27 protein-coding genes are annotated in these 26,980 nt (G+C 60.9%); 14 read left to right on the top strand and 13 right to left on the bottom strand.

All coding sequences use genetic code 11. The features are described from left to right. Positions 1-32 precede the first annotated feature (32 nt). Positions 33-920 carry a lysophospholipid acyltransferase gene (locus tag E4O97_RS01235; RefSeq protein ID WP_005783378.1) on the top strand — a complete coding sequence of 296 codons (888 nt, stop codon included), beginning with the start codon at positions 33-35 and terminating at the stop codon, positions 918-920. 134 nt (positions 921-1,054) lie between these two features. Here E4O97_RS01235 and E4O97_RS01230 read toward each other — a convergent pair whose 3' ends face one another. The 5 genes from E4O97_RS01230 to def form a co-directional block, all read right to left on the bottom strand. Next, entirely contained in the window at positions 1,055-1,366 is a 312-nt protein-coding gene (locus E4O97_RS01230) for a tetratricopeptide repeat protein (protein ID WP_248160768.1), read from the bottom strand. A gap of 18 nt (positions 1,367-1,384) precedes the next feature. Further along, complete coding sequence (gene trkA, locus E4O97_RS01225; RefSeq protein ID WP_032878602.1) at positions 1,385-2,758, bottom strand: Trk system potassium transporter TrkA; 1,374 nt, start codon at positions 2,756-2,758, stop codon at positions 1,385-1,387. Positions 2,759-2,780: 22 nt separating this feature from the next. After that, the gene (rsmB, locus tag E4O97_RS01220; RefSeq protein ID WP_032878600.1) at positions 2,781-4,091 is read right to left on the bottom strand and encodes a 16S rRNA (cytosine(967)-C(5))-methyltransferase RsmB; all 1,311 of its coding nucleotides are present in this window, start codon (positions 4,089-4,091) and stop codon (positions 2,781-2,783) included. Continuing rightward, positions 4,088-5,041, bottom strand: a complete 954-nt coding sequence (gene fmt, locus E4O97_RS01215) for a methionyl-tRNA formyltransferase (protein WP_216090510.1) — start codon at positions 5,039-5,041, stop codon at positions 4,088-4,090. The genes rsmB and fmt overlap by 4 nt, the downstream gene beginning before the upstream one ends. Before the next feature lie 69 nt (positions 5,042-5,110). After that, positions 5,111-5,617, bottom strand: a complete 507-nt coding sequence (gene def / locus E4O97_RS01210) for a peptide deformylase (protein ID WP_005783383.1) — start codon at positions 5,615-5,617, stop codon at positions 5,111-5,113. Positions 5,618-5,752: 135 nt separating this feature from the next. Between def and E4O97_RS01205 the strand changes: the two genes are divergently transcribed. The 3 genes from E4O97_RS01205 to E4O97_RS01195 all read left to right on the top strand — a co-directional run bounded on the left by E4O97_RS01205 (position 5,753) and on the right by E4O97_RS01195 (position 8,328). Then, positions 5,753-6,529: a peptidoglycan-binding protein gene (locus tag E4O97_RS01205; RefSeq protein ID WP_078822696.1), complete on the top strand. Its 777-nt coding sequence runs from the start codon at positions 5,753-5,755 to the stop codon at positions 6,527-6,529. A gap of 63 nt (positions 6,530-6,592) precedes the next feature. Continuing rightward, positions 6,593-7,693, top strand: a complete 1,101-nt coding sequence (gene dprA / locus E4O97_RS01200) for a DNA-processing protein DprA (protein ID WP_216090511.1) — start codon at positions 6,593-6,595, stop codon at positions 7,691-7,693. 77 nt (positions 7,694-7,770) lie between these two features. Next, positions 7,771-8,328, top strand: a complete 558-nt coding sequence (locus E4O97_RS01195; RefSeq protein WP_032878595.1) for an L-threonylcarbamoyladenylate synthase — start codon at positions 7,771-7,773, stop codon at positions 8,326-8,328. Positions 8,329-8,422: 94 nt separating this feature from the next. Here E4O97_RS01195 and E4O97_RS01190 read toward each other — a convergent pair whose 3' ends face one another. Further along, on the bottom strand, positions 8,423-9,400 hold the full coding sequence (locus tag E4O97_RS01190; protein ID WP_032878594.1) for a quinone oxidoreductase: 978 nt from the start codon (positions 9,398-9,400) through the stop codon (positions 8,423-8,425). 177 nt (positions 9,401-9,577) lie between these two features. Here E4O97_RS01190 and hemF point away from each other — a divergent pair, with 177 nt between their 5' ends. Together hemF and aroE are read left to right on the top strand one after the other, a co-directional pair. Next, positions 9,578-10,510: an oxygen-dependent coproporphyrinogen oxidase gene (gene hemF / locus E4O97_RS01185; protein WP_032878593.1), complete on the top strand. Its 933-nt coding sequence runs from the start codon at positions 9,578-9,580 to the stop codon at positions 10,508-10,510. Next, the gene (gene aroE / locus E4O97_RS01180; RefSeq protein ID WP_032878592.1) at positions 10,510-11,328 is read left to right on the top strand and encodes a shikimate dehydrogenase; all 819 of its coding nucleotides are present in this window, start codon (positions 10,510-10,512) and stop codon (positions 11,326-11,328) included. The genes hemF and aroE overlap by 1 nt, the downstream gene beginning before the upstream one ends. A gap of 6 nt (positions 11,329-11,334) precedes the next feature. Here aroE and E4O97_RS01175 read toward each other — a convergent pair whose 3' ends face one another. From E4O97_RS01175 to betC, 3 genes are all read right to left on the bottom strand, one after another. Then, a complete protein-coding gene (locus tag E4O97_RS01175) occupies positions 11,335-12,903 on the bottom strand; it encodes a SulP family inorganic anion transporter (RefSeq protein WP_248133101.1) in 1,569 nt (522 codons plus the stop codon). 159 nt (positions 12,904-13,062) lie between these two features. After that, on the bottom strand, positions 13,063-13,977 hold the full coding sequence (gene choX, locus E4O97_RS01170) for a choline ABC transporter substrate-binding protein (RefSeq protein WP_032878589.1): 915 nt from the start codon (positions 13,975-13,977) through the stop codon (positions 13,063-13,065). A gap of 18 nt (positions 13,978-13,995) precedes the next feature. Continuing rightward, the gene (betC, locus tag E4O97_RS01165; protein ID WP_248160767.1) at positions 13,996-15,510 is read right to left on the bottom strand and encodes a choline-sulfatase; all 1,515 of its coding nucleotides are present in this window, start codon (positions 15,508-15,510) and stop codon (positions 13,996-13,998) included. A 103-nt stretch (positions 15,511-15,613) separates the two neighbouring features. Here betC and E4O97_RS01160 point away from each other — a divergent pair, with 103 nt between their 5' ends. From E4O97_RS01160 to E4O97_RS01135, 6 genes are all read left to right on the top strand, one after another. Continuing rightward, a complete protein-coding gene (locus tag E4O97_RS01160; RefSeq protein ID WP_032878587.1) occupies positions 15,614-16,564 on the top strand; it encodes a LysR family transcriptional regulator in 951 nt (316 codons plus the stop codon). A gap of 30 nt (positions 16,565-16,594) precedes the next feature. Further along, positions 16,595-16,921 (top strand): DOPA 4,5-dioxygenase family protein, encoded by a 327-nt coding sequence (locus E4O97_RS01155; RefSeq protein ID WP_078822701.1) that lies wholly within the window; start codon positions 16,595-16,597, stop codon positions 16,919-16,921. 176 nt (positions 16,922-17,097) lie between these two features. Continuing rightward, on the top strand, positions 17,098-18,057 hold the full coding sequence (locus tag E4O97_RS01150) for a 2-dehydro-3-deoxygalactonokinase (protein ID WP_248160766.1): 960 nt from the start codon (positions 17,098-17,100) through the stop codon (positions 18,055-18,057). A 1-nt stretch (position 18,058) separates the two neighbouring features. Next, positions 18,059-18,679 carry a 2-dehydro-3-deoxy-6-phosphogalactonate aldolase gene (locus tag E4O97_RS01145; RefSeq protein ID WP_248160765.1) on the top strand — a complete coding sequence of 207 codons (621 nt, stop codon included), beginning with the start codon at positions 18,059-18,061 and terminating at the stop codon, positions 18,677-18,679. A gap of 48 nt (positions 18,680-18,727) precedes the next feature. Then, positions 18,728-19,876, top strand: coding sequence for a galactonate dehydratase (dgoD, locus tag E4O97_RS01140; RefSeq protein ID WP_005783400.1), 1,149 nt, complete (start codon positions 18,728-18,730; stop codon positions 19,874-19,876). 84 nt (positions 19,877-19,960) lie between these two features. After that, a complete protein-coding gene (locus E4O97_RS01135) occupies positions 19,961-21,265 on the top strand; it encodes an MFS transporter (RefSeq protein ID WP_248160764.1) in 1,305 nt (434 codons plus the stop codon). A gap of 35 nt (positions 21,266-21,300) precedes the next feature. Here E4O97_RS01135 and E4O97_RS01130 read toward each other — a convergent pair whose 3' ends face one another. The 3 genes from E4O97_RS01130 to trpB all read right to left on the bottom strand — a co-directional run bounded on the left by E4O97_RS01130 (position 21,301) and on the right by trpB (position 25,166). After that, complete coding sequence (locus E4O97_RS01130) at positions 21,301-22,959, bottom strand: BBE domain-containing protein (protein ID WP_248160763.1); 1,659 nt, start codon at positions 22,957-22,959, stop codon at positions 21,301-21,303. 170 nt (positions 22,960-23,129) lie between these two features. Beyond that, positions 23,130-23,939, bottom strand: coding sequence for a tryptophan synthase subunit alpha (trpA, locus tag E4O97_RS01125; RefSeq protein ID WP_005783403.1), 810 nt, complete (start codon positions 23,937-23,939; stop codon positions 23,130-23,132). Then, a complete protein-coding gene (gene trpB, locus E4O97_RS01120; RefSeq protein WP_005783404.1) occupies positions 23,940-25,166 on the bottom strand; it encodes a tryptophan synthase subunit beta in 1,227 nt (408 codons plus the stop codon). A gap of 111 nt (positions 25,167-25,277) precedes the next feature. Between trpB and E4O97_RS01115 the strand changes: the two genes are divergently transcribed. Beyond that, complete coding sequence (locus E4O97_RS01115; protein ID WP_078822706.1) at positions 25,278-26,174, top strand: LysR family transcriptional regulator; 897 nt, start codon at positions 25,278-25,280, stop codon at positions 26,172-26,174. 8 nt (positions 26,175-26,182) lie between these two features. On the opposite strand, the gene E4O97_RS01110 is transcribed toward E4O97_RS01115, so the two are convergent. After that, positions 26,183-26,509 carry a DUF883 family protein gene (locus E4O97_RS01110; protein WP_003187304.1) on the bottom strand — a complete coding sequence of 109 codons (327 nt, stop codon included), beginning with the start codon at positions 26,507-26,509 and terminating at the stop codon, positions 26,183-26,185. A 157-nt stretch (positions 26,510-26,666) separates the two neighbouring features. Here E4O97_RS01110 and E4O97_RS01105 point away from each other — a divergent pair, with 157 nt between their 5' ends. Beyond that, positions 26,667-26,882 (top strand): dodecin, encoded by a 216-nt coding sequence (locus E4O97_RS01105; RefSeq protein ID WP_005783406.1) that lies wholly within the window; start codon positions 26,667-26,669, stop codon positions 26,880-26,882. The last annotated feature ends 98 nt before the right edge of the window (positions 26,883-26,980 follow it).

Here is a 26,980-nt window from a genome sequence, read left to right as displayed (position 1 = left end):
TTTTGCGCACCACACACGATCAGGAGTGACCTGTGGAAAAGTTTAAAGGCGCCTTGCTGGTAGGCGCTCTCCGGTTGTTTGCCCTGCTGCCCTGGCGCGCCGTACAAGCCGTCGGCACGGGCATCGGCTGGATCATGTGGAAAACCCCCAACCGCTCCCGCGACACCGTGCGGATCAACCTTTCCAAGTGTTTCCCGGACATGGACCCGGCCGAGCGCGAGCGCCTGGTGGGCCGCAGCCTGATGGACATCGGCAAGTCCCTGACCGAAAGTGCTTGCGCGTGGATCTGGCCAGCCCAGCGCTCCATCGACCTGGTGCGGGAAGTCGAGGGTCTGGAAGTGTTGCACCAAGCCCTGGCCTCGGGCAAAGGCGTGGTGGGTATCACCAGTCACCTGGGCAACTGGGAAGTGCTGAACCACTTCTATTGCAGCCAGTGCAAACCGATCATTTTCTATCGCCCGCCCAAGCTCAAGGCGGTGGACGAACTGCTGCGCAAACAACGCGTGCAATTGGGCAACCGCGTGGCGGCGTCGACCAAGGAAGGCATTCTCAGCGTGATCAAGGAAGTGCGCAAAGGCGGCCAGGTAGGCATTCCTGCCGACCCGGAACCAGCCGAGTCCGCCGGCATCTTCGTACCGTTTTTCGCCACCCAGGCCCTCACCAGCAAATTCGTGCCGAACATGCTCGCGGGCCACAAGGCTGTTGGCGTATTCCTGCACGCGTTGCGCCTGCCGGACGGCTCAGGCTACAAAGTGATCCTGGAAGCGGCGCCGGAAGACATGTACAGCACCGACACCGCCACCTCCTGCGCGGCGATGAGCAAAGTGGTGGAGCGCTATGTCGGCGCCTACCCGAGCCAGTACATGTGGAGCATGAAGCGCTTCAAGAAGCGCCCGCCGGGTGAGGCGCGGTGGTACTGACTCACACCTGACTCAAGACCGATATAGAAACAATGTGGGAGGGGGCTTGCTCCCGATAGCGGTGGTTCAGTCAAATATGCATTGGCTGACACACTGCCATCGGGAGCAAGCCCCCTCCCACATTTAGTCCTGTATCAAGCCTGGCGATCGAGTTTCTTCAGGAACACGGTCATCTCTTTTTCGGCCTGCTTGTCGCCGTGGGCCTGGGCCGCTTCAATGCCTTTTCCCCACGCCTGTCGTGCTGAGGCACTGTCACCCTGCGCCTGGTGCGCCTTGCCCAACAGCTTCCACGCCGCCGAATACTTCGGATCGAACTCGAGGCACTTGCCCAGATGCTCGGCGGCTTTGGCGTTGTCTTTCAAGTCCAGATAACCCTTGCCCAAGCCGAAACGCAGCAGCGAATTATCCACACCCTTGGCGAGCATTTTTTCCAGGGATTCGAGCATGTCGGTCACTCCGTTTGATCAGAAAAAGCTCAAGCCCACGTGGAACAGCTTCTCTACATCGCGGATATGTTTTTTATCCACAAGGAACAAAATCACATGGTCTGCGGTGGCGATCACCGTGTCGTCGTGGGCGATGATCACTTCTTCATCGCGGATGATTGCGCCAATGGTGGTACCCGGCGGCAGGCCGATATCGCGGATGGCCTTGCCAATCACCTTGCTCGACTTCGAATCACCGTGGGCAATCGCCTCGATGGCTTCCGCCGCACCCCGGCGCAGGGAGTGCACGCTGACAATATCGCCACGCCGCACGTGGGCGAGCAAGGTACCGATGGTCGCCAGTTGGGGGCTGATGGCGATGTCGATATCGCCGCCCTGGATCAGGTCCACATAGGCCGGGTTGTTGATGATGGTCATCACCTTCTTCGCCCCCAGCCGCTTGGCCAGCAACGACGACATGATGTTGGCTTCGTCATCGTTGGTCAGGGCGAGGAAGATATCGGCGTCGGCGATGTTTTCTTCCATCAGCAGGTCGCGGTCCGAGGCGCTGCCTTGCAGTACGACAGTGCTGTCGAGGGTGTCGGACAAATGCCGGCAACGCGTCGGGCTCATCTCGATGATCTTCACCTGGTAGCGGCTTTCGATGGCCTCGGCCAACCGCTCGCCGATCTGCCCGCCGCCTGCGATGACGATGCGTTTGTAGCTCTCGTCGAGCCTGCGCATTTCGCTCATGACCGCACGAATATTCGCCTTGGCGGCGATGAAAAACACTTCGTCGTCGGCCTCGATCACCGTGTCGCCCTGGGGCAGGATCGGCCGGTCACGACGGAAAATCGCGGCCACGCGGGTTTCCACGTTTGGCATGTGCTCACGCAGCTGGCGCAGTTGCTGGCCAACCAACGGCCCGCCGTAGTACGCCTTTACCGCCACCAGTTGCGCCTTGCCCTCGGCGAAGTCGATCACCTGCAAGGCGCCAGGGATTTCGATCAGGCGCTTGATGTAGTGGGTGACCACCTGTTCCGGGCTGATCAATACGTCCACCGGAATGGCGTCATTATCGAACAGGCCGGCGCGAGTCAGGTAGGCCGCTTCGCGCACCCGGGCGATCTTGGTTGGGGTGTGGAACAACGTATGAGCGACCTGGCACGCGACCATGTTGGTCTCGTCGCTGTTGGTCACCGCCACAAGCATGTCGGCATCGTCGGCACCCGCCTGACGCAGCACCGTTGGAAACGACGCCCGGCCTTGTACCGTGCGAATGTCCAGGCGGTCGCCCAGGTTGCGCAGGCGCTCGGCATCGGTGTCGACCACGGTGATGTCGTTGGCTTCGCCGGCCAAGTGTTCGGCCAGCGTGCCTCCGACCTGCCCTGCCCCAAGGATGATGATTTTCATCCGGTCACTCCCTTAAACCCATTCAGCCGCGTGCGGCGGCGATCTTGATCAGTTTGGCGTAGTAGAAGCCATCGTGCCCGCCTTCCTGCGCGAGCAGTTGGCGGCCGTGGGGCTGCTTGATGCCGGCGCTGGTAGCGAGGTCCAGTTCGCGCGCGCCGCTGGTGCGGGCGAGGAAGGCTTGGATGACCTCAGTATTTTCGGTGGGTAGCGTGGAGCAGGTGGCGTACAGCAGGATGCCGCCGACTTCCAGGGTTGGCCACAGGGCGTCAAGCAATTCGCCTTGCAGCACCGCGAGGGCGGCGATGTCGTCGGGCTGGCGGGTCAGCTTGATGTCCGGGTGCCGACGGATCACGCCGGTGGCGGAGCAAGGTGCGTCCAGCAGGATGCGCTGGAATGGCTTGCCGTCCCACCAGGTCGCTGTGTCGCGGCCGTCGGCGGCGATCAGGTCGGCGCTGAGGCCCAGGCGTGCAAGGTTTTCCCGCACGCGCACCAGGCGTTTGGCTTCAAGATCCACAGCCACTACACCGGCCAGGTCTTTTTCAACCTCAAGGATGTGACAGGTCTTACCGCCTGGCGCGCAGCAGGCGTCGAGTACGCGCTGGCCGGGGGCCAAATCGAGCAGGTCGGCCGCCAATTGCGCGGCCTCGTCCTGCACACTGATCCAGCCTTCGGCAAAGCCCGGCAGGCTGCGTACATCGGTGGCGGCTTCCAGCACGATGCCGTCGGTGCTGTACACGCACGGGGTGGCGTTGATGGCCGCGTCGGCCAGTAATTGCAGGTACGCGTCACGGCTGTGGTGGCGGCGGTTGACCCGCAGGATCATCGGCGGGTGCGCGTTGTTGGCCGCGCAGATAGCCTCCCATTGCTCGGGCCAGAAGGCTTTCAGGGATTTTTGCAGCCAGCGCGGGTGGGCGGTGCGCACCACCGGATCATGTTCCAGCTCGGCCAGCAGTGCTTCGCTTTCACGCTGGGCCCGGCGCAGTACGGCATTGAGCAGGGCCTTGGCCCAGGGCTTTTTCAGCTTGTCGGCGCAACCGACGGTTTCACCGATGGCGGCGTGGGCCGGTACGCGGGTGTAGAGCAATTGATACAGGCCCACCAGCAACAGCGCCTCGACATCAGCGTCTGCCGCCTTGAACGGTTTTTGCAGCAGCTTGGCTGCCAGTGCCGACAACCTTGGCTGCCAGCGGGCGGTGCCAAAGGCCAGGTCTTGGGTGAAACCGCGATCCCGGTCTTCGACCTTATCCAGTTGTGTCGGCAATGAACTGTTCAGCGAAGCTTTGCCGTTGAGCACGGCGGCGAGTGCCTTGGCGGCGGCCAGACGTGGGTTCATTGAGCGGCCACCCCGAGGATCGTGCCCAAGGCAAATTTCTCACGGCGGCTATTGAACAAATCGCTGAAGTTCAGCGCTTTGCCGCCGGGCAATTGCAGACGTGTCAGGCACAGCGCCTGCTCACCGCAAGCGACCAACAGCCCGTCTTTGCTGGCGCCGATAATCTCGCCGGGGGCGCCTTTGCCGTCGGCCAGGGTCGCGTTCAACACCTTCAAGGCTTCGCCGTTCAGGGTGCTATGGCAGATTGGCCATGGGTTGAAGGCACGTACCAGGCGCTCCAGCTCCACGGCCGGGCGGCTCCAGTCGAGGCGCGCTTCGTCTTTGTTCAATTTGTGCGCGTAGGTGGCCAGGCTGTCGTCCTGTACCTCGCCTTCCAGGGTGCCTGCTGTGAGGCCGGCGATGGCCTGGATCACGGCAGGTGGGCCCATTTCGGCAAGGCGGTCGTGCAGGCTGCCACCGGTGTCTTGCGCGGTGATCGGGGTGGTGACCTTGAGCAGCATCGGTCCGGTGTCCAGGCCCGCCTCCATGCGCATCACGGTCACGCCGCTTTCGCTGTCGCCCGCCTCCACGGCGCGCTGGATCGGCGCCGCACCACGCCAGCGAGGCAGCAGCGAAGCATGGCTGTTGATGCAACCCAGGCGCGGGATATCCAGCACCGCCTGGGGCAGGATCAAACCGTAGGCCACCACCACCAGCAGGTCCGGTTTCAGCGCGGCCAGTTCGGCCTGGGCTTCGGCGTTACGCAGGGTCGGCGGTTGCAGCACCGCTATGTTGTGTTCAAGCGCCAATAGCTTGACCGGGCTCGGCATCAGTTTTTGCCCGCGACCGGCCGGGCGATCCGGCTGGGTGTACACCGCGACGATGTCATAAGGGCTGGCAAGCAGCGCCTTGAGGTGTTCGGCGGCGAATTCAGGGGTGCCGGCAAAAACAATGCGCAATGGCTCGGTCATGGGAGTTCTCGGTTAAAAACAGTCACAAAAGAAAAAGGCTTGCCGCAGCAAGCCTTTGGAAGAAGGGCATCAAGCTTGCTGGCGATGCTTTTTTTCCAGCTTCTTCTTGATCCGGTCCCGCTTGAGCGTGGACAGGTAATCGACAAACAGCTTGCCGTTAAGGTGGTCGCATTCATGTTGGATGCACACTGCCAACAGACCTTCGGCAATCAGCTCAAAAGGCTTGCCGTCACGGTCCAGGGCCTTGATCTTCACGCGCAGCGGGCGTTCGACGTTCTCGTAGAACTCCGGCACCGACAGGCAGCCTTCCTGGTATTCGCCCATCTCATCGGTCAGCGGTTCGAACTCGGGGTTGATGTACACCCGGGGTTCGCTGCGATCTTCCGACAGGTCCATGACCACGACACGCAGATGCACGTTGACCTGGGTAGCGGCGAGGCCAATGCCCGGAGCTTCATACATTGTTTCAAACATGTCATCGACCAACTGACGAACCTTGTCGTCCACTACGGCCACCGGCTTGGCGATCGTGCGCAGGCGCGAGTCGGGAAATTCGAGGATGTTCAAAATAGCCATAAGCGTAATTGCTGCACATGTGAGGTAAAGACCAATCGGCGGTGGGATGGACCCACACGGCCGGTGTGAAACGCTCAGAAGCCACGAGGGCCAAGGCATTTCACGCGAACGCACATAATAAAGGAGATTCACCCCATGAGGAAATCGCTACTCGTCTTGCTGCTGTGGGCCCCCGTCGCCATGGCGTTGATTCCCAAGCCCACTGAACGCTTGGATCACGCGACGCAACAGGCCATCCAGCACTTTTTACTGCATAACCGGATTGTCGATACGCCCCAGGACCTGGACAACGCGCCTTATATCGTCGCAGCGCAAGGCGGTCGCGTGCTGGGGGCCAACGGTGAGCGCGTGCATGCTCGCGGTCAGTTGGACCCGGCCCAGCCAAGCTACGGAATCTTTCGTCGAGGCAAGGTCTACACCGACCCAGGCACCCAGGAGCTACTGGGCATCAATGCCGACGATATCGGCACCGCACGCTTTGTACTCGCCGACGACCTCACCACCCTGGCGGTGCAGCGGGTTACCCAGGAAATCCGTCCAGGTGACCGCTTGCTTGGTGCCCAACGTCCGGTCGCGCTGAACACCCTGGAGTCAGCCAAATCCACGGCTTTCATCGCAGGGCACATCATCGACATCCCCAGGGGCGTCACTCAGATTGGTGTTCTGGACGCCGTGACCCTGAACAAGGGCCGCCGCGACGGATTGATCGAAGGCCAGTTACTGACGGTGATCAAGGCGGGTGCCACGGTGCGAGACGTCCTTACCGGCACGCCAACACAACTCCCGGAAGAACGGGCCGGCACTCTTCTGGTGTTTCGCACCTATGAAAAACTCAGCTACGCCTTGGTGCTCAGTGCTTCACGCGCGCTGGCTGTAAAGGATCGTTTCGAGACCCGTCAACAAGCGCAATAAATAGCCTGCTAAATAAGTTACCAACAGAGTTATCCACAGCTTGTTCCGGTCAAGGATGATCAAATGAATCCGATAAACAGTAGCGAAATTTCTCCGGCAGAGCTGGAAGCCCGACTACGCTTGCACAGGCTGCCAGAACTGGGTCCCAAGCGTTTTCACGTATTGATCCAAGCGTTCGGCTGCGCCTCCAAGGCCCTCAGTGCCCCCGCCAGTGCCTGGCGTTCCCTCGGGTTGCCCGCCATCAGCGCCGATGCCCGGCGTAGCCCGCAAATCCGTGATGGCGCCAGTACGGCATTGGCCTGGTTAGAGCGTCCGGCCCAGCATTTGCTGATGTGGGACCAACTTGAGTACCCGGCCTTGCTCGCTCAGATCGACGACGCACCGCCGCTGTTATTCGTTGCGGGCGACCCGGGCATTCTGGAAAAACCACAGTTGGCCATGGTCGGTAGCCGGCGTGCTTCCCGCCCCGGCATGGACACGGCCGCCGCGTTTTCCCGCAGCCTGGCGAGCGCCGGTTTTGTCATCACCAGTGGTTTGGCGCTGGGCATTGACGGCGCAGCACACCAGGCAGCGCTGGAGGTGGGCGGTCGTACAGTCGGGGTGCTTGGCACCGGGCTGGAAAATTTTTATCCACAGCGCCACCGCAAGCTCGCTGCCGCGATGATTGCCCAAGGCAGCGCGGTGGTTTCTGAGTTTCCGTTGGACGCGGGGCCCCAGGCCGGTAATTTTCCACGGCGCAATCGGATTATCAGCGGGCTCTCGCTGGGGGTTCTGGTGGTGGAAGCCAGCATGGCCAGCGGTTCGCTGATCACCGCACGGCTGGCCGCAGAGCAAGGGCGCGAGGTGTATGCGATCCCTGGCTCCATTCACCATCCCGGTGCCAAGGGTTGCCATCAACTGATCCGTGATGGCGCGGTGCTGGTGGAAACCATCGAACACATCCTTGAGGCGCTGCGCGGTTGGCAGGCGTTATCGCGCCCTGCGCCGGTGCCGATCACCCACCCACTGGTGGCACTGCTGCATGCTGCGCCGCATACCAGTGAAGCCCTGGCGATTGCCAGTGGTCGGCCGTTGTCCCAGGTGCTGGCGACTCTTACGGAGCTGGAGCTGGAAGGCCAGGTCATCTGCGAAAGCGGGCGCTGGCTGGCGCGTTGCCAGGTTTAGGTGCTGCCGGTTTTTGGCGCTGGGTTTTGTAACGAAGATCGGTAAACTGCCCAGAGCTTTAGTCCGGAGATTAAATAATGGTCAACAGGTGGCGTGTGCTGCAAGCCGCACGGGAAATTCGCGCAGGCGCGGTGATTGCCTATCCGACCGAGGCGGTCTGGGGCCTGGGTTGCGACCCGTGGAATGAAGAAGCGGTGGATCGGCTATTGGCGATCAAGAACCGCTCGGTGGACAAGGGCCTGATTCTGGTAGCGGACAACATTCGTCAATTCGACTTCCTGTTCGAAGACTTCCCGGACACCTGGATCGATCGCATGGCCAGCACCTGGCCCGGGCCGAATACCTGGCTGGTGCCCCACCAGGACTTGTTGCCCGAATGGGTCACCGGTATGCATGACACTGTGGCGTTGCGGGTCACTGATCACCCGTTGGTGAGGGATTTGTGCGCTCAGGTCGGGCCGTTGATCTCCACGTCGGCCAACCCTCAGGGGCGCCCGGCGGCACGCACGCGTATTCGCGTGGAGCAGTATTTCCGCGGGCAAGTGGACTTGGTGTTGGGTGGCGCGCTGGGTGGGCGCAAGAACCCAAGCCTGATTCGGGACCTGGTGACAGGTGAGGTTGTGCGTCCCTCCTGAGATCGAGGCACGGCCATCGCGGGCAAGCCCGGCTCCCACATTTGATCAGTCATCGCGGTCAAATGTGGGAGCTGGCTTGCCTGCGATGACGCACTCAAGGCAACAGAATGGTTGAGCCAGTCGTGCGTCGCGCCGACAACTCGGTCTGCGCTTTGGCCGCATCCGCCAGCGGGTAGCGCTGGTTGATATCAATGCGCACCTTGCCGCTCTTGATCATCGAAAACAGATCGTCCGCCATCGCCTGCAAGTTCGCCGGATTGTTGGCGTAGGTCGCCAGCGTCGGGCGGGTCACGTACAGCGAGCCCTTGGCCGACAGAATGCCCAGGTTCACCCCGTCCACCGCGCCCGACGCGTTGCCAAAGCTTACGACCAAACCCCGTGGCGCCACGCTGTCCAGAGAGGTCAGCCAGGTGTCCTTGCCGACGCCGTCGTACACCACCGGCACCTTTTTACCGTCAGTCAATTCCAGCACACGTTGTGCGACATTCTCCTTGCTGTAGTCGATGGTTTCCCAGGCGCCGAGGGATTTGGCCAGGGCGGCCTTTTCCGGCGAACTCACGGTGCCGATCAGCTTCACGCCCAGGGCCTTGGCCCATTGGCAGGCCAGGGAGCCCACGCCACCGGCAGCCGCGTGGAACAGGATGGTTTCGCCGCCTTTCAATTCGTAGGTCTGGCGCAACAGGTATTGCACGGTCAGGCCCTTGAGCATGGCCCCGGCGGCCTGCTCGAAACTGATGTCATCCGGCAGGTGCACCAGGTTGGCGGCGGGCAACACATGCAACTCGCTGTAGGCACCCAGCGGGCCGCTGCCGTAGGCCACGCGGTCGCCGACTTTGAACTGGGTGACTTCACTGCCCACGGCATCGACGACACCAGCGCCTTCAGCGCCCAGGCCGGATGGCAGCGCGGGCGGTGCGTAGAGGCCACTGCGAAAATAGGTGTCGATGAAGTTCAGACCGATGGCCTCGTTACGCACCCGCACCTGTTGTGGGCCAGGCTCCGCTGGCGTGTAGTCCACATACTCAAGTACTTCGGGGCCGCCGTGGGCGCTGAACTGGATACGTTTGGCCATCTGCACTTCTCCTTGGGTTCGAATCTGCGTAGCCCCCTATCGGACTCCTAAGCTTGATCTTCGTCAACTGCCGCGCACCTAAGTGCAGTGGCATGTGGGCGCAGTGGTATCCTGTGCGCCCATTTGCCGCCGACGCCCAATGGCCTCGCGTAGCTTTGCCCGATTCAAGGTGATGCCATGACTACCCGCACCGAGGCCGTTAAAGCCTACCTGCTTGACCTGCAAGATCGCATTTGCAACGCCCTGGAAACCTTCGAGACGGACGCTCGCTTTATCGAAGACGCCTGGACCCGGCCTGCCGGTGGTGGCGGTCGCACCCGTGTGATCGAGAACGGTTCGGTGATCGAAAAAGGCGGCGTTAACTTTTCCCACGTGTTTGGCAGCGGTTTGCCACCGTCCGCCAGTGCCCATCGGCCTGAGCTGGCTGGTCGGGGGTTTGAAGCCTTGGGCGTGTCACTGGTGATTCATCCGCATAACCCGCATGTGCCGACATCCCACGCCAATGTGCGCTTTTTCATCGCTGAAAAAGAAGGCGAAGAACCGGTGTGGTGGTTCGGTGGCGGCTTTGACTTGACCCCGTATTACGGCAACGAAGAAGACTGCGTCCACTGGCACCGTGTGGCCGAGCAAGCTTGTGCGCCCTTTGGCCCGGACGTGTACGCACGCTATAAAGCCTGGTGCGACGCCTATTTCCACATCAAGCATCGCAATGAACCTCGCGGTATCGGTGGCCTGTTCTTCGATGACTTGAACGAATGGGGCTTCGACACCTGTTTCGCCTTTATCCGTGCCATCGGCGATGCCTATATCGATGCCTACCTGCCGATTGTGCAACGTCGCAAGGCCATGGCGTATACCGAGCAGCAGCGTCAGTTCCAGGAGTTCCGCCGGGGCCGCTACGTCGAGTTCAACCTGGTCTATGACCGTGGCACCCTGTTCGGTCTGCAGTCGGGCGGGCGTACAGAATCGATCCTGATGTCGCTGCCGCCCCAGGTCCGTTGGAGCTACGACTGGAAGGCCGAGGCCGGTAGCGAGGAGGCGCGCCTCACCGATTATTTCCTGCAAGACCGCGACTGGCTCGGCGTCGTTGCAGCCAAGGCGGCGGTGTGATGGACCGTTATGTCGTGTTCGGCAACCCCATCGGCCACAGTAAATCGCCGCTGATCCACCGTATGTTCGCCGAGCAGACCGGCGAACAACTGGACTACAGCACGTTGCTCGCGCCGTTGGAGGATTTCACCCACTGCGCCCGTGAGTTTTTTCGCCAGGGCCGTGGCGCCAACGTGACCGTGCCGTTCAAGGAAGACGCCTATCGTTTGGCCGATACCTTGACCGAACGCGCCCAGCGCGCTGGAGCCGTGAACACCCTGAGCAAACTGGCGGACGGTACGTTGTTGGGAGACAACACCGACGGCGCCGGCCTGGTGCGCGACCTGACGGTCAACGCCGGGCTGAACCTGCAAGGCAAACGCATCCTGTTGTTGGGAGCCGGTGGCGCGGTGCGCGGTGCACTTGAGCCGTTGCTGGCACAGCAACCCTCTTCGTTGATCATTGCCAACCGCACCGTGGAAAAGGCCGAGCTGCTCGCTGAGCTGTTCGACGACCTGGGCCCGGTGTCTGCCAGTGGTTTCGACTGGCTACGTGAGCCGGTGGACGTGATCATCAATGCCACGTCCGCCAGCCTGTCAGGCGATGTACCGCCGATTGCCGGCAGCCTGATCGAGCCGGGCAAGACGTTCTGCTACGACATGATGTACGCCAAGGAACCTACCGCGTTCTGCCGCTGGGCTGCGGAACACGGCGCTGTGGTGGCGATGGATGGTTTGGGGATGCTGGTGGAGCAGGCAGCGGAAGCCTTCTTCCTGTGGCGTGGTGTGCGCCCTGATTCAGCACCGGTGTTAGCCGAACTACGCCGTCAATTGGCCTGATCGTGTTCAATCTTGGAAATGGAGGGGGCAACTGTTGGCCCCTTCCAGTTTTCTTAACTCTTCGATTACTTGCGGCCTGGCCCCACGCAAGGTCAGGCTACGCCCCAACCGCGCCAACCGTCGCGCCTCCTGATGCAGCATCTCCACCCCGGAGTAGTCGATAAAATTGATCTGCTGCGCTTCGATCACCACCCGTGTGCCCTGCAGACTTTGCAGGCGTACTTGCAGGTAATGGCTGGCGCCAAAAAAGATCGAGCCACCCACTCGTAATACATCCTCGTCCCCATCGCGCCATTGCTGAACCCGTGGTTGCGAAGTGCGCTTGAGGTAGAAAAACAGCGATGCCAACACCCCGGCATAAATCGCCGTTTGTAGCTCCAGCAGCAAGGTGGCGACACACGTCAGGCCCATCACCACGAATTCGGCGCGGCTGACACGAAACAAAGCACGAATCCCTCGATGATCCACCAAACCCCAGCAAATCAGCAGGATGCTGGCGGCCATGCTGGGGATGGGAATATGCGCGATCAACGTCGCGCCGAACAACGCAAATAACGCCACCCACAGCGCGGAAAACACCCCAGCCAGGGGCGAACAAGCACCCGCCTCGTAACTGAGGCCCGAACGGGTGAACGAACCGGCTGACAGGTAGCCGGAGAAAAATCCGCCAACGATGTTGGATAAACCCTGGGCGCGCACTTCCTGGTTGGCGTCGAGTAATTGTTGCGAGCGAGCCGACAGTGAGCGTGCAATCGACAGGCTGGTCACCAACCCCAGCATCCCCACCGCCACCGCGCTGGGCAACAGGCGCAGTACCAGGTCCAGGTCCATCGGCAATGGACTGAACGGCGGCAACTGGCCGATAAACGAACTGACCAGCGCCACATGCCCGAACATCGTCGGCCACAGCCATGCCGTCAGGCTACCCAAGACTAAAGCGATCAACAGCGTCGGCCAGCGTGGCACCAGAGACTTGAGCAGCGCGCCCACCAGCAAAGTGCCGAGCCCGAGGATCACGGACGCACGATCCCACTCACCGCCATGGTCGACCAGCGCCAGCAGGCTGTTGAGGGCGGTGGCCTGGCTCGGCAAGTCCAGCCCCAGCAGGTTCGGCAACTGCCCCAGGGCAATCACCACCGCGGCGCCCAGGGTGAAACCCAGCACCACCGAATGGGAGACAAAATTCACCAGCGCGCCAAAGCGCAGAAGGCCGAGCAACCACTGGAACACCCCGGCGAGGAAGGTCAGCAACAGGATGAGGGTGATGTAGTCCTGGGAACCTGGCACGGCCAATGGGCTGATACTGGCGTAAAGCACGATGGAAATCGCCGCCGTGGGCCCACAGATCAGGTGCCAGGAAGAGCCCCACAGGCAAGCGATCAAGACCGGGATGATCGCCGCGTAGAGCCCGTATTCCGGTGGCAGGCCGGCGATCAGTGCGTAGGCAATCGACTGTGGCAGGGCCAGTACGGCGCCACTGAGGCCGACGATCGCATCCCGGCCGACGCTGGCGCGGGTTTGGCGCGGGAGCCAGCTGAGGAAGGGGAAGAGTGTGTGGCGGTTGGGCCGGGGCATCGCAGGCTCGGGTAGAAGGTTTGGCTTAGAGTATCAGTACACACCGGCTCCCTGTGGGAGGGGGCTTGCTCCCGATAGCGGTGTTTCAGCCAATACATTCATAGCTGATAGGCCGTCATCGGGGGCAAGCCCCCTCCCACATTTGGATCCAGGCGCATCTTAGAGTTGGGCTTTGACCGCGGGCAACGCATCCTGGCCATCCAGGGTTTTCACGCCGTCGAGCCACTTGTCCAGCACCGCGGGGTTGGCCTTGATCCACGCTTTGGCCGCCTCGGCATTGCTGACCTTGTTGTTGGCCACCTGCGCCATGATGCCGTTCTCCATCTCCTGGGTGAAACTCAGGTTGGTCAGCAGTTTGGCGACATTCGGGCAGGCTTGGGCGTAACCCTTGCGGGTCAAGGTATACACGCTACCGGTGGCGCCAAAATACTGCTCGCCGCCCTTGAGGTAATGCATCTTCAACTGCACGTTCATCGGGTGCGGCGTCCAGCCGAGGAAGGTGACGAAGCGCTGTTTCTTCACCGCTCGCGACACCTCGGCGAGCATCGCCTGCTCGCTGGATTCGATCAGCTTCCACTGGCCCAGGTCGAAGTCATTCTTTTTGATGATCTCCTGCAACGAGATATTTGCCGGCGCGCCGGAGCCGATGCCGTAGATCTTCTTGTCGAACTTGTCGGCAAACTTGTTCAGGTCGGCAAAGTCACGTACGCCGGCGTCCCATACGTAGTCCGGCACCGCGAGGGTGAACTCGGTGCCGTCGAGGTTCTTCGCCAGTTGTACCACATCGCCGTTGGCCACGAACTTGTCATAAAAACCTTGTTGCGCCGGCATCCAGTTGCCGAGAAACACATCCACCTGGCCGTCCTTGAGCCCGCCAAAAGTGATCGGCACCGCCAGGGTATCGACCTTGGCTTTGTAGCCCATGCCCGTCAGCAAAAAGCCGGTAATGGCATTGGTGGCGGCAATGTCGCTCCAGCCTGGATCGGCCATCTTTACCGTTTCACAGCGAGCGTCTGCGTACACGTTGGCGCTGCCCAGCGCCAATATGCTCAGTACCACGGTCAACTTTTGCATGGCCTTCCCTCTGTCTGTTTATTGGTTTTGGCAGGGTTGTGGATAACGTGCCTTGCGCTCCAGGTCGTCGAGGTCGATATGGTTGCGCATGTACTGCTGACTGGCATCCACCTGTGGCTGGTGATCCCAGCTCTTGAGCGTGCCTTGAGTCAGTGCCTCAAACACCAGACGGCGGCGACGCTGGCTGGCAAGCACTTTCTGATGGATCGCCGGGATGTCCCATTTGGCCCGCGCTTCACACAAAAAGGCCTCGAACAGCGAGCGATGTTCTGCTGACAGGCTGAGGTTCTCCCGCTCGTGCGGGTCGTTGCGCACATCAAACAGTAGGCAAGGGTCGTCTTCGCTGTAGATAAATTTGTAGGCGCCCCGGCGAATCATCATCAATGGGCTGATGGTGCCTTCGGCCATGTATTCGCCAAACACTTCGTCATGCCCGCCCTGCCCTTGCAAGTGCGGGACCAGAGAGCGACCGTCCAACGGCAAGTGCGGGTCCAGCTCGCCGCCGGCCAGCTCCACCAGGGTCGGCAGCAGGTCGGCGGTGGACACCGCCTGAGTGACCCGCCCAGCCGCGAATTGGCCCGGCGCGCTGATCAGCAGCGGCACGCGGGCGGCCATTTCAAACCAGTGCATTTTGTACCAGAGGCCACGCTCGCCGAGCATGTCACCGTGGTCGCCGGAGAAGATGATCAGGGTGTCGTCAGCCAGGCCGGTGTCTTCCAGGGTTTGCAGGAGTTTGCCGACATTGCTGTCGATGTAACTGCACGCACCGAAGTAGGCGCGACGGGCATCGCGGATCTTGTCCACAGGCAGCGGTTTATCCCACAAGTCATAGACCTTGAGCAGACGCTGGGAGTGTGGGTCCAGCTCTGCTTGCGCCGGCGTTGCAGGCAAAGGGATGTCGGCGTCGTCGTACAGGTCCCAGAACGGCTTGGGAATGGTGTAAGGGTCGTGGGGATGGGTCATCGATACGGTCAGGCAGAAGGGCCGATCACCGTCCTCGCGGATATGATCGAACAGGTATTGCTGCGCCTTGAACACCACCTCCTCGTCGAAGTCCAGCTGGTTGGTGCGCACGCACGGGCCCGCTTGCAGCACCGAAGACATGTTGTGGTACCAGGTGGGGCGTACGTCGGGCTCATCCCAATTCACCGCCCAGCCATAATCCGCGGGGTAGATATCGCTGGTCAGGCGTTCTTCATAGCCGTGCAACTGGTCGGGGCCACAGAAATGCATCTTGCCCGACAACGCGGTGCGGTAGCCGAGGCGACGCAGGTAGTGGGCATAGGTCGGCACATCGGCGGGGAAATCGGCAGCGTTGTCGTAGGCGCCGATCTTGCTCGGCAACTGGCCGCTGACCAGAGTGAAGCGCGAAGGCGCACACAACGGACTGTTGCAATAGGCGGCCTCGAATACCACGCCTTGGGCGGCGAGGCGGCTGAGGTTGGGCAGCTTGATCGAGGAAGGCCCGTAGAACGGCAGCATGGGCGCGGCCATTTGATCGGCCATGATGAAAAGAATGTTCTTGCGCTTCATGGTTTCTCGGCATTCCATAGTAAGTGTTTATGCCAATGAGAATGCGGCCCATGGAAATCAGGGTAAAGCCCATGACAAGCAATGCCTAGGATAACGACAGCTTATGTATGAAGCGCTGGGTAACCTCTCTCTCGATCTGCTGCGAGCCTTCGAAGCGGCGGCGCGCCACCGCAGTTTTACCGCCGCGGCGATGGAGCTTGGCACCACCCAGCCGGCGGTCAGCCAGCAGATCAAGCGTCTTGAAGAACAACTGGCAATCCGCCTGTTTGACCGCATCTATCGCGGTATCGAACTGACCGACGCCGGCGTGCTGTTGTTCGAGCACGTACAGGGCGCCCTGCAAAGCATCAATCAAGGGCTCAGCACCATCACCCAACAGGACCAGCACGAAGTACTGCAAGTGGCTACCGACTTCGCCTTCGCCGCCTATTGGCTGATGCCGCGCCTGCATCGCTTTCACCAGGCCAACCCGCAGGTGGATGTGAGCCTGGTTACCAGTGAGCGCAACCACGCCAGCCTGCGCAGCGATATCGATGTGGCGGTGCTGTTCGGCGATGGCCGTTTCAAGCAGGGCGACAGCCTGTGGTTGTTCAATGAGGAAGTGTTCCCGGTATGCAGCCCGCAGTGGCTCAAGGCTCAGGCCGCGCCGATGACGGTGCAATCCTTGCCCGAGTACCCGTTGCTGCACCTGCGTCAGGAAAACAACAGCCAATGGTTCGACTGGAGCGGGGTGTTCCGCCAATTGGGTATATCCGCTGCGCCAACTCCCGGGCAATTGCGCTTCGACAACTACACCTTGCTGATTCAGGCTGCGATTGCCGGCCAGGGCGTTGCCATCGGCTGGCGCCATTTGGTGGATAACCTGCTGGAACAGAACTGGCTGTGCCGACCGATCAGCCCCACGGTGACCTCGCGTTTCGGTTATTACGTGGTGCAACCCCAGCGCAAACGCCGCGGGCAGTTGGTTGAGCGTTTTGTCCAATGGCTGATGGCGGAACAGGCCAGCAGTGCGCAGTCGTTGACCGGGCTGGCCCTGCCTTCGATTGCGGTCTAGGATCGGCACATCGTGGATCCGGAGTCCGTCATGCAACGTATCAAGGGCTATCACGCCCATATCTACTTCGACGCCAGCACCATCGACCAGGCGCGCACGCTGTGTGAGGACGCCGCCAGGCTGTTCCCGTTGCGCATGGGCCGTGTGCATGAGCGGCCGGTGGGCCCGCATCCGGATTGGAGCTGCCAGCTGGCATTCGAGCCGGAATACATCGGCGTGGTGTTGCCGTGGCTGGCGCTGCACCGCGATGGCCTGGTGGTCTTCCTGCACCCTGAAACCGGCGATGACCTGAAGGACCACACCGACTACGCGATCTGGATGGGTGCGATGCGCGAGCTGAATCTGTCGGTTTTTTAACTTTCCTTATCAGATAACGCCTTGCCTTTCTCTAAGTAAAAACAGGGAACGGTGTAGGATTAATCTTGCTTTGTCTCATTATGTGGGATCGATATTTATATATTGAGATATTCCGGCGCGTAGGTTTATATTCGCCCATCTGCTTTTTTCAGCACCCACTCATTTCAGGTGAAGCGATGCAGGCGCAATTGATCGCGCTCGATTGGGGGACCAGCTCCCTTCGTGCTTACAAACTCGGCTCGGCGGGCGTTGTGCTGGAACAGCGCGCGCAAGCCTGGGGCATCATGCATTTGCCCAGCGAGCCACGGGACATCAACGGTATTCATTGCACTGACGGCTTCGAGTTGGCGTTCGATAGCGCCTGCGGCGATTGGCTCGACGCCCAGCCTGAATTGCCAGTGATTGCCTGCGGTATGGTTGGCAGCGCGCAGGGTTGGAGCGAGGCGGCTTATTGCGCCACGCCTGTGGATGTCGCCAGCCTGGGCTTGGCGTTGCACCGCGTGCGCAGCCTGCGCGGGGTGGATGTGCATATTGTGCCGGGGGTGATCGAGCAAGCGGGTTTACCCAATGTGATGCGCGGCGAAGAAACCCAGGTACTCGGCGTGCTGCAGGGGCTTGGGGCCCAAGTGTTGATCGGGTTGCCCGGCAGCCACTCTAAATGGGTCGAGGTGAGTGAAGGCCGCATTACGCATTTCGACACCTTCATGACCGGTGAACTGTTCGCGGTATTGAGCAAGCACAGCATCCTGGGCCGCACTCAGCAGCCGAGCGAACAATTCCAGGCCGAGGCCTTTGACCGTGGCGTGCACGTGGCGCTTTCAAAGGATGGCAGGCGTGGCGTGCTGTCGACCTTGTTCAGTGCCCGTACCCTGGGCCTGGCGGCTGAGCTTGCACCCAACCAGCAGCCCGACTACCTGTCCGGCCTATTGATCGGCCACGAACTCGCCGGTTTGCCCGACAGCGCCAAAACCAAGCCGATCATCCTGGTTGGCGCCGCCCCACTCTGCGCCCGCTATCAACGCGCTCTGGCCCTTTGCGGCTTCGCCCACGTCAGCCTGGCGCAGGAAGCCACCGAGCGCGGCCTGTGGCAATTGGCCGTGGCGGCTGGGCTCACTCAACCTGTAACGGAGGCCTGACATGCTCAAGCAAGCACTCGCGCAAAACGGTTTGATCGCAATCCTGCGTGGCATACGCCCGGACGAAGCCCAGGCCATCGGCCAGGTGCTGTACGACGCGGGTTTTCGTGTGATCGAAGTCCCGCTCAATTCGCCGGAGCCGTACACCAGCATTCGCACCCTGCGCGACAGCCTGCCCGCCGATTGCCTGATCGGCGCCGGCACGGTGTTGACGCCTGAACAGGTCGAGCAGGTGAAGGCGGCTGGTGGCCAAGTGATTGTCATGCCCCATAGCGATGCCAAAGTACTGCGCGCCGCCAAGGCCGCAGGCCTGTACTTGTCGCCTGGCGTGGCAACACCAACCGAAGCGTTTGCCGCACTGGCCGAAGGCGCCGACGTATTGAAGCTGTTCCCGGCCGAGCAGATCGGCCCTTCGGTGATCAAGGCGTGGCTGGCGGTATTGCCGGCGGGCACGTTGCTGCTGCCGGTAGGCGGCGTTACGCCGGACAACATGCAGGTGTTTATCGACGCCGGCGCGAAAGGGTTCGGGTTGGGCTCCGGGTTGTTCAAGCCGGGAATGACAGTGGATCAGGTCGCGAGCCGTGCCCAGGCTTATGTCGCCGGCTGGAAAGCCCTGAGCTGATAGCAAGTTCCGCGCCCGCAGGCGCTGCATCCATAAGAGAGACAAGAGATGAAAATCACCAAATTGACGACCTTTATCGTCCCGCCGCGCTGGTGCTTCCTCAAGGTCGAAACCGACCAGGGCGTGACTGGCTGGGGTGAGCCCGTGGTCGAAGGCCGCGCTCACACAGTGGCCGCCGCCGTCGAAGAACTGTCCGACTACCTGATCGGCAAAGACCCACGCAATATCGAAGATATCTGGACGGTGCTCTATCGCGGCGGCTTCTATCGCGGCGGTGCCGTGCACATGAGCGCCCTCGCCGGTATCGACCAGGCGTTGTGGGACATCAAGGGCAAGGCGCTGGGCGTCTCGGTCAGCGATCTGCTGGGCGGCCAGGTGCGTGACAAGATTCGCGTGTACTCGTGGATCGGTGGCGACCGCCCCGCCGACACTGCCCGTGCAGCCAAAGAGGCCGTGGCTCGTGGCTTCACGGCGGTGAAAATGAACGGCACCGAAGAACTGCAGTTCCTCGACAGCTTCGACAAAGTCGACCTGGCGCTGGCCAATGTCGCTGCCGTGCGCGATGCGGTGGGCCCTAACGTCGGTATCGGCGTCGACTTTCATGGCCGCGTGCACAAGCCCATGGCCAAGGTGCTGATGAAAGAGCTTGATCCTTACAAACTGATGTTCATTGAAGAACCGGTGCTCAGCGAAAACTACGAAGCATTGAAAGAACTTGCGCCGCTGACCAGTACGCCGATTGCCCTGGGCGAGCGCCTGTTTTCGCGTTGGGATTTCAAGCGCGTGCTCAGCGAAGGCTACGTCGACATCATCCAGCCGGACGCCTCCCACGCAGGCGGGATTACCGAAACCCGCAAGATCGCCAACATGGCCGAAGCCTACGACGTGGCCCTGGCCCTGCACTGTCCGCTGGGCCCGATTGCCCTGGCAGCGTGCCTGCAACTGGATGCGGCTTGCTACAACGCATTTATCCAGGAGCAAAGCCTGGGTATCCACTATAACGAAAGCAACGACCTGCTCGACTACGTGCGCGACCCGGGCGTGTTCGACTATGACCAGGGCTTTGTGAAGATCCCCAACGGCCCGGGCCTGGGCATCGAGATCAACGAGGAATATGTGATTGAGCGCGCGGCTATCGGCCATCGCTGGCGCAATCCGATCTGGCGCCACGCCGATGGCAGTTTTGCCGAGTGGTGATTTTTATCTGAAGGAATGCGCTCCCACATTGACCGCGTTCCTTCAACACGTTTTGTCCTCAACAAACATAAAAAGAGGCACCCCATGCACCCTGAATCCCTCACCGGGCAGGCTTCTTTAGTCACGCCTAGCCGAAAGCGCTTCTTCATCATGGTGCTGCTGTTCATCACCGTGGTGATCAACTACCTGGACCGCAGCAACCTGTCGATTGCCGCGCCTGCGCTGACCAGCGAGCTGGGTATCGACCCGGTGCAGGTCGGGCTTATTTTTTCCGCTTTCGGCTGGACTTACGCGGCCATGCAAATCCCCGGCGGCTGGCTGGTAGACCGGGTGCCGCCGCGCATTCTGTATACGGCCGCCCTGCTGCTGTGGTCGATTGCCACCGTTATGCTTGGGTTCGCCGCCAGCTTTATTGCGTTGTTTGTGCTGCGCATGGCGGTGGGCGCGCTGGAAGCGCCGGCGTACCCGATCAACAGCCGTGTGGTCACCACCTGGTTTCCCGAGCGCGAGCGCGCCACGGCTATCGGCGTCTACACCTCCGGGCAATTTGTCGGCCTGGCGTTCCTCACCCCGGTACTGGCTTGGCTGCAACACCAGTACGGCTGGCACATGGTGTTTGTCGTTACCGGTGGCGTCGGCATCCTGTGGGCCGCGATCTGGTACGCGGTGTATCGCGAGCCCAAAGATTTCAAAGGCGCCAATGAGGCTGAAATCCAGTTGATCCGTGACGGTGGTGGGCTGGTGGACATGCAGGCGCAAACGGCCAAGGCACCCTTCAGTTGGGTCGACCTCGGTATCGTGCTGAGCAAGCGCAAACTCTGGGGCATCTACCTGGGGCAGTTCTGCCTGAACTCTACGCTATGGTTCTTCCTGACCTGGTTCCCGACGTACCTGGTGAAATATCGCGGCATGGACTTTATCCAGTCAGGTTTGTTGGCGTCGTTGCCGTTCCTGGCCGCTTTTGTGGGCGTGCTGTGTTCGGGGGTGTTTTCCGATTGGTTGATCCGTCGTGGTGCCTCGGTAGGCTTTGCCCGCAAGTTGCCGATCATCAGTGGGCTGCTGATTTCCACGGCGATCATCGGTGCCAACTACGTGGACTCCACGGCGTGGGTCATCGCGTTTCTGGCGGTGGCATTTTTCGGCAATGGCCTGGCGTCGATCACCTGGTCGCTGGTTTCGACCTTGGCGCCTGCGCGGTTGCTGGGGCTGACCGGAGGCGTGTTCAACTTCATCGGTAACCTGTCGGCAATCGCTACGCCCATCGTGATTGGCTTTCTGGCCAGTGGTTCGTCGTTTGCGCCGGCGATTACTTACATCGCGGTGCTGGCGTTGCTGGGAGCACTTTCCTACATATTGCTTGTAGGTAAAGTCGAGCGGATCGAGCTGTAAAAAAGGGCGACCTTGGAGTCGCCCTTCTTTCGCGATTACGGCACCGACATTTCGTTATGGAAAATGTTGTGTGGGTCCCAGCGCTGCTTGGTACGCCGCAGGCGGCTTTCGATGATCAGGTCGGGAAAGAAGATCTTGTACCACTGTGGGTTTTTGCCATTGGCCGGATTGCCACCGATGTAGGTCATATCGAGGTCGGGGTAATTGATGTAACAACCTTCAAACTCGTCGTTGATCGGTACGCCCTGATCATCGGCGAACGCGTTGAAGTACAACCCTCGGATCCAGTCGGCATGGGCTTGATCCGAGGCGGCGCTATCGCCACGCCAGTAACATTGCGGTTGCCACTTGAGGTATGACGAGCGCTGAGCGGCTGACGACTCCCTGCGCACTGGCTCGTTGGCGGCATTGATCTGGCCACCGAAAGACTGAATCTGAATGAGGCTTTGTGTTAGGTGGTTATCAGGGTCTGGCCAGGTCAATGTGGTCCAGATGGCGTCCAGCACTTGAGGGCTGAAAGGGCCCTTCTGGTAGGCCGATTTATAGCGCCCACGCTGGTTGTCCCCCGAACCGTTCAATGTCTGTTGGCACACCAGCCAGTCCAAGCGTTGAGAGGCTGCTCGGGCGGATGACACTGAGTCGATGGTGCGCCCGTTGGTAGTGCTGCGCGGCAGATGGATGACGTGAAATGGGACCAGGGACTCTGTAGCGGGCAGGCCAATGGCTGTGAGCATCTTGTCGACGAAGTCATCGAAGGGCGCCCGATCGTTCAGTTCGCCATCCTTGTCCACATAGTGAATACCCAGGGTCACATTGCCTGTGTGCTGGTGGCGCATCTCCAGCTTGGTCGCCAGGCCCCAAGTGTCCGTGTTGCTTTGATTGCTGGCGAACCATGATTGATAGGCCACCAGCAGGTTATCGAGTGCAGGTTTGGTCAGTACGGACCAGTCCCATTCCAACACCAGCCAGAGTACCTCTTTCGGTGCCGGTGGCAGGTCTTTGAAGTAATAGCTGGTGATGATGCCGAACTGTCCGCCACCGGCACCGCAACACGCGGCGAACAGGTCCAGTTCGTCCTGATTGGTGCTGTCGCGAGAAACGTGGCGCGGTTCGAGGCCTTTGCCAAGGCTGTCGGGCACCAGGATATCCACACCGCTGAGCCAGTCACATACCAGTCCATATTTGCGCGACAGCAGCCCATAGCCGCCTCCGCAAATATGTCCGCCAAGGCCCACTGAATAACACGAACCACCGGGCAGGGTTTTGTTGGCCAGCTTGTATAACGCGACATAGGCATCCCAGTTTTGTCCGCCGGCTTCCAGGCGAAAGCTATAGCGTTCAGCAGCGCTGGGGTCCAGCTCGGAGCCGATTTGCCCGCTGGCGTCGTAGACCACCTGGTTCAACGCACTGATATCCAGAATCGACAGTACCTCAAGTGGACTGTCGGGCATCTTGTTGGCGACAAAGCCTTCGTAGCAATGACCACCACTGCGTACGGTGATGCGCCCCTCGGGAAGGGCCAATGCCTGCGCGGCGGCGTCAATGATGTCTTGTGGGCTGCGGCAGAGGTAGATCAGGTTGGCGCCATTTTGCGAAGACTGACCCTGCACATTGCCCAACGGCCAGCGCAGGTTGAAGCCCTTTTGCAAGGTTGAGTGACGGGAGTCTGAAGAGGTAATGAGATCAAAGGCCATGATGTACTCCTGAGAGCCAGGGATGACTTCTGATGCAACTAACTTAACGACCGGGAAGCAAGAAATGCGGGGGGGCTTGCGAGGGTGGTTAGACGGCAATAGGCATGGAAGTGCGTTGGGGTGACGTGGTGTCACCCCTCAGCGTAGCGCAAGTTTCAAAACGCAGGTGCTTACTTGCGTGCGTTGCGCACACCTGCCGACAGCGCCGCGCAATGACTCAGCACGCCATCGATCGCTTGCTGGTCGCTGCCGGCATTGGCGATGTGATCGATCAGTGCCGAACCCACCACCACACCGTCGGCCAGGCGCGCAATGGCCGCAGCTTGTTCCGGTGTACGAATACCGAAACCGATGCTGATCGGCAGGTCGGTGTGGCGACGCAGACGCGTGACCGCTTCTTCGACGTGTTCCAGCGTGGCGGCGCCGGCACCGGTCACGCCTGCTACCGACACGTAATACACAAACCCGGAACTGCCGTTGAGCACCGTCGGCAGGCGCACGTCATCGGTGGTCGGCGTGGTCAGGCGGATAAAGTCGATGCCCGCGGCCTGAGCCGGGTCGCACAACTCGCCGTTGTGCTCAGGTGGCATGTCGACCACGATCAGGCCGTCGACGCCGGCTGCCTTCGCATCGGCGATAAACTGCGGCACACCGTATTTGTGAATGGGGTTGAAGTAGCCCATCAACACCAGGGGGGTGTCGCTGTCGTCGGTGCGGAACTCGCGGACCATTTGCAGGGTTTTCGCCAGGTTTTGCTTGGCGTCCAGCGCACGGATATTAGCCAGTTGAATCGCCGGGCCGTCTGCCATCGGATCGGTGAAGGGCATGCCCAGCTCGATCACGTCGGCGCCGGCGGCCGGCAAGCCCTTGAGGATCGCCAGCGAGGCGTCATAACCCGGGTCGCCAGCGGTGACGAAGGTCACCAGGGCGGCGCGGTTTTGTTCCTTGAGTTGCGCAAAGCGGGTTTGCAGGCGGCTCATTTAGTGTTTCTCCTGCTTGGACTGTTCCATGTGATGCATCACGGTCTGCATATCTTTGTCGCCACGGCCCGAGAGATTGACCACCATCAGATGATCCTTGGGCAGGGTGGGTGCGCGCTTGAACACTTCAGCCAGGGCGTGGGCGCTTTCCAGCGCAGGAATTATCCCTTCCAGGCGGCAGCATTTGTGGAATGCATCCAGGGCTTCGTCATCAGTTACCGAGGTGTACTGGACGCGGCCGATGTCATGCAACCAGGCGTGCTCAGGGCCGATGCCGGGGTAGTCGAGGCCGGCGGAAATCGAATGGGCGTCGATGATCTGGCCGTCGTCGTCCTGCAGCAGGAAGGTGCGGTTGCCGTGCAGCACGCCGGGTACGCCGCCGTTGAGGCTGGCGGCGTGCTTGCCGGTTTCGATGCCATGGCCCGCTGCTTCGACGCCGATGATTTCGACGCTGGTGTCATCCAGGAACGGGTGGAATAAGCCCATGGCGTTGGAGCCACCGCCGATGCACGCCACCAGGCTGTCCGGCAGGCGGCCTTCCTGGGCTTGCAGTTGGGTGCGGGTTTCCTTGCCGATCACGGCCTGGAAGTCGCGCACCATGGCCGGGTAAGGATGCGGGCCGGCCACGGTGCCGATCAGGTAGAAGGTGCTGTCGACGTTGGTCACCCAGTCACGCAGGGCTTCGTTCATGGCGTCTTTGAGGGTGCCGGTGCCGGCGACCACCGGGATCACTTCGGCACCCAGCAGCTTCATGCGAAACACGTTGGCCTGCTGGCGCTCGATATCGGTGGTGCCCATGTAGATCACGCATTGCAGGCCGAAGCGTGCGGCAACCGTAGCGGTGGCTACGCCGTGCATACCGGCACCGGTCTCGGCGATGATGCGTTTCTTGCCCATGCGCCGTGCCAGCAGGATCTGGCCGATGCAGTTGTTGATCTTGTGCGCGCCGGTGTGGTTCAGCTCTTCGCGCTTGAGATAGATCTTGGCGCCGCCACAGAACTCCGTCAGGCGTTCGGCGAAGTACAGCGGGCTTGGGCGTCCGACGTAATCGCGCTGGAAGTAGGCCAATTCTTCATTGAACGCTGGATCCACTTTGGCCGCTTCGTATTCACGGGCCAGGTCGAGGATCAACGGCATCAGCGTTTCAGCCACGTAGCGGCCGCCGAACGCACCAAACAGGCCGTTGGCGTCAGGGCCGTTGCGTAGATCGGTCTGGGACTGGGTCATGGGGCGCTCCAGGAATGAATGTGTGTTGAGAGGCAATGACGGCCACTCTACCCCTGACGCTTTGGCCTGAAAACCGATAAGATCGCCGTAACCTGTCAGGAAAACTCACAGATGAGCCGCGACCTACCACCCCTCAATGCCTTGCGTGCTTTTGAAGCCACCGCCCGCTTCAGTAGCGTCAGCCAAGCCGCTGAGCAACTGCACGTGACCCACGGTGCGGTCAGCCGGCAGTTGAAAGTCCTGGAAGAACATTTGGGTGTGAGCCTGTTCGTCAAGGATGGACGTGGCCTTAAACTCACAGATGCAGGCGTTCGGCTTCGGGATGCCAGCGTGGAGGCTTTCGAGCGGTTGCGGGACGCGTGCGCCGAACTTACCCAAAGCAGCGCCGACGCACCCTTTGTGCTCGGCTGTTCGGGTAGCTTGCTGGCGCGCTGGTTTATCCCTCGGCTGGGGCGCTTGAATGCCGACTTGCCCGATTTGCGCCTGCACCTGTCGGCGGGCGAAGGCGATCTGGACCCCCGGCGGCCTGGCCTGGACGCCTTACTGGTATTCGCCGAGCCGCCGTGGCCGGCCGATATGCAGGTGTATGAGCTGGCCAGCGAGCGAATCGGCCCGGTGTTGAGCCCTCGTTTCGCAGGTTTTGAACAGTTGCGTCAGGCTCCAGCAACGGCATTGCTAAGCGAAGCGTTGTTGCACACCACCTCACGACCCCAAGCCTGGCCCAGCTGGGCGCGGCAACACGGCATCGAGCCCGGCGCGTTGAAACTCGGCCAGGGGTTTGAGCACTTGTATTATTTGCTGGAAGCGGCAGTAGCAGGATTGGGAGTGGCGATTGCGCCAGAACCACTGGTGGCAGAGGACCTGCGAGCGGGTCGCCTGGTGGCGCCGTGGGGCTTCAGCGAAACCCCGGCGCACCTGGCTTTGTGGCTACCCAAGCGCGCCGCAGACGGGCGCGCCGGGCAGTTGGCGCAATGGCTCAAGGCTGAGCTGTTGCGTCAACCGGTGTAACCGGTCAATCAGTCACCGCGCTTGCACAGCAGGTAAGCCGCCAGCAGGCCCAGCGCGCCCACGGCGACGCCAGCGGTCGTCCATGGGTGCTCTTGTGCGTAGTCACGGGTGGCGGCACTGGTTTCGCGGATTTTGACTTTGCTTTCTTCATAGGCGTCGCTGATCAGGTGGCGAGAGTGCTTGAGCGCGTTCTCGGCATTGCTTTTCAGGGCCTTCAGCGTTTTGCGCGACTCATCGGACGCGTCGTCCTTGAGGCTCTCCAGAGATTTGAGCAGGCTCGAAATCTCGGCTTCCATGCTTTCCAGCGACGCTTTGCGTAAAGAAGTGTTGGCCATGTGGACATCTCCTGAAGTGATTGAGTGGCGTGTGTAGATACCGACTGCGCCGGTTTCAGAAAGTGCAGTAATTCTGAACTTTCACCTCCAAGCGGTCGCCAGAAGCAGTAAGCACATTCGCTGCTAGTCTTGATTGACGACCTATAGGAGAAACGCCATGAGTGATCATCACACCTACAAAAAAGTCGAACTGGTAGGCTCTTCCACCACCAGCATCGAAGACGCAATCAACAATGCTCTGGCTGAAGCCAACAAAAGCATCAAGCACTTGGAGTGGTTCGAGGTGACTGAAACCCGTGGTCACATCAAGGATGGCAAGGCCGCGCACTTCCAGGTCACGCTGAAAGTGGGGTTCCGAATTGCAAGTAGTTAATCCGCTCAGTTGAACTTTGCCCGCTGGCCGATTGCCATAACCTGCGCTACAACGTATGCGTGCCGATGCGATGAGCATTGGCACGCTCTTTTTGATCA

It is taken from the genome of Pseudomonas sp. W15Feb34, from assembly GCF_023127765.1.
GTDB classification, from domain to species: Bacteria; Pseudomonadota; Gammaproteobacteria; order Pseudomonadales; family Pseudomonadaceae; genus Aquipseudomonas; species Aquipseudomonas synxantha_A.
This window is presented reverse-complemented; position numbering and strand designations above follow the sequence as displayed.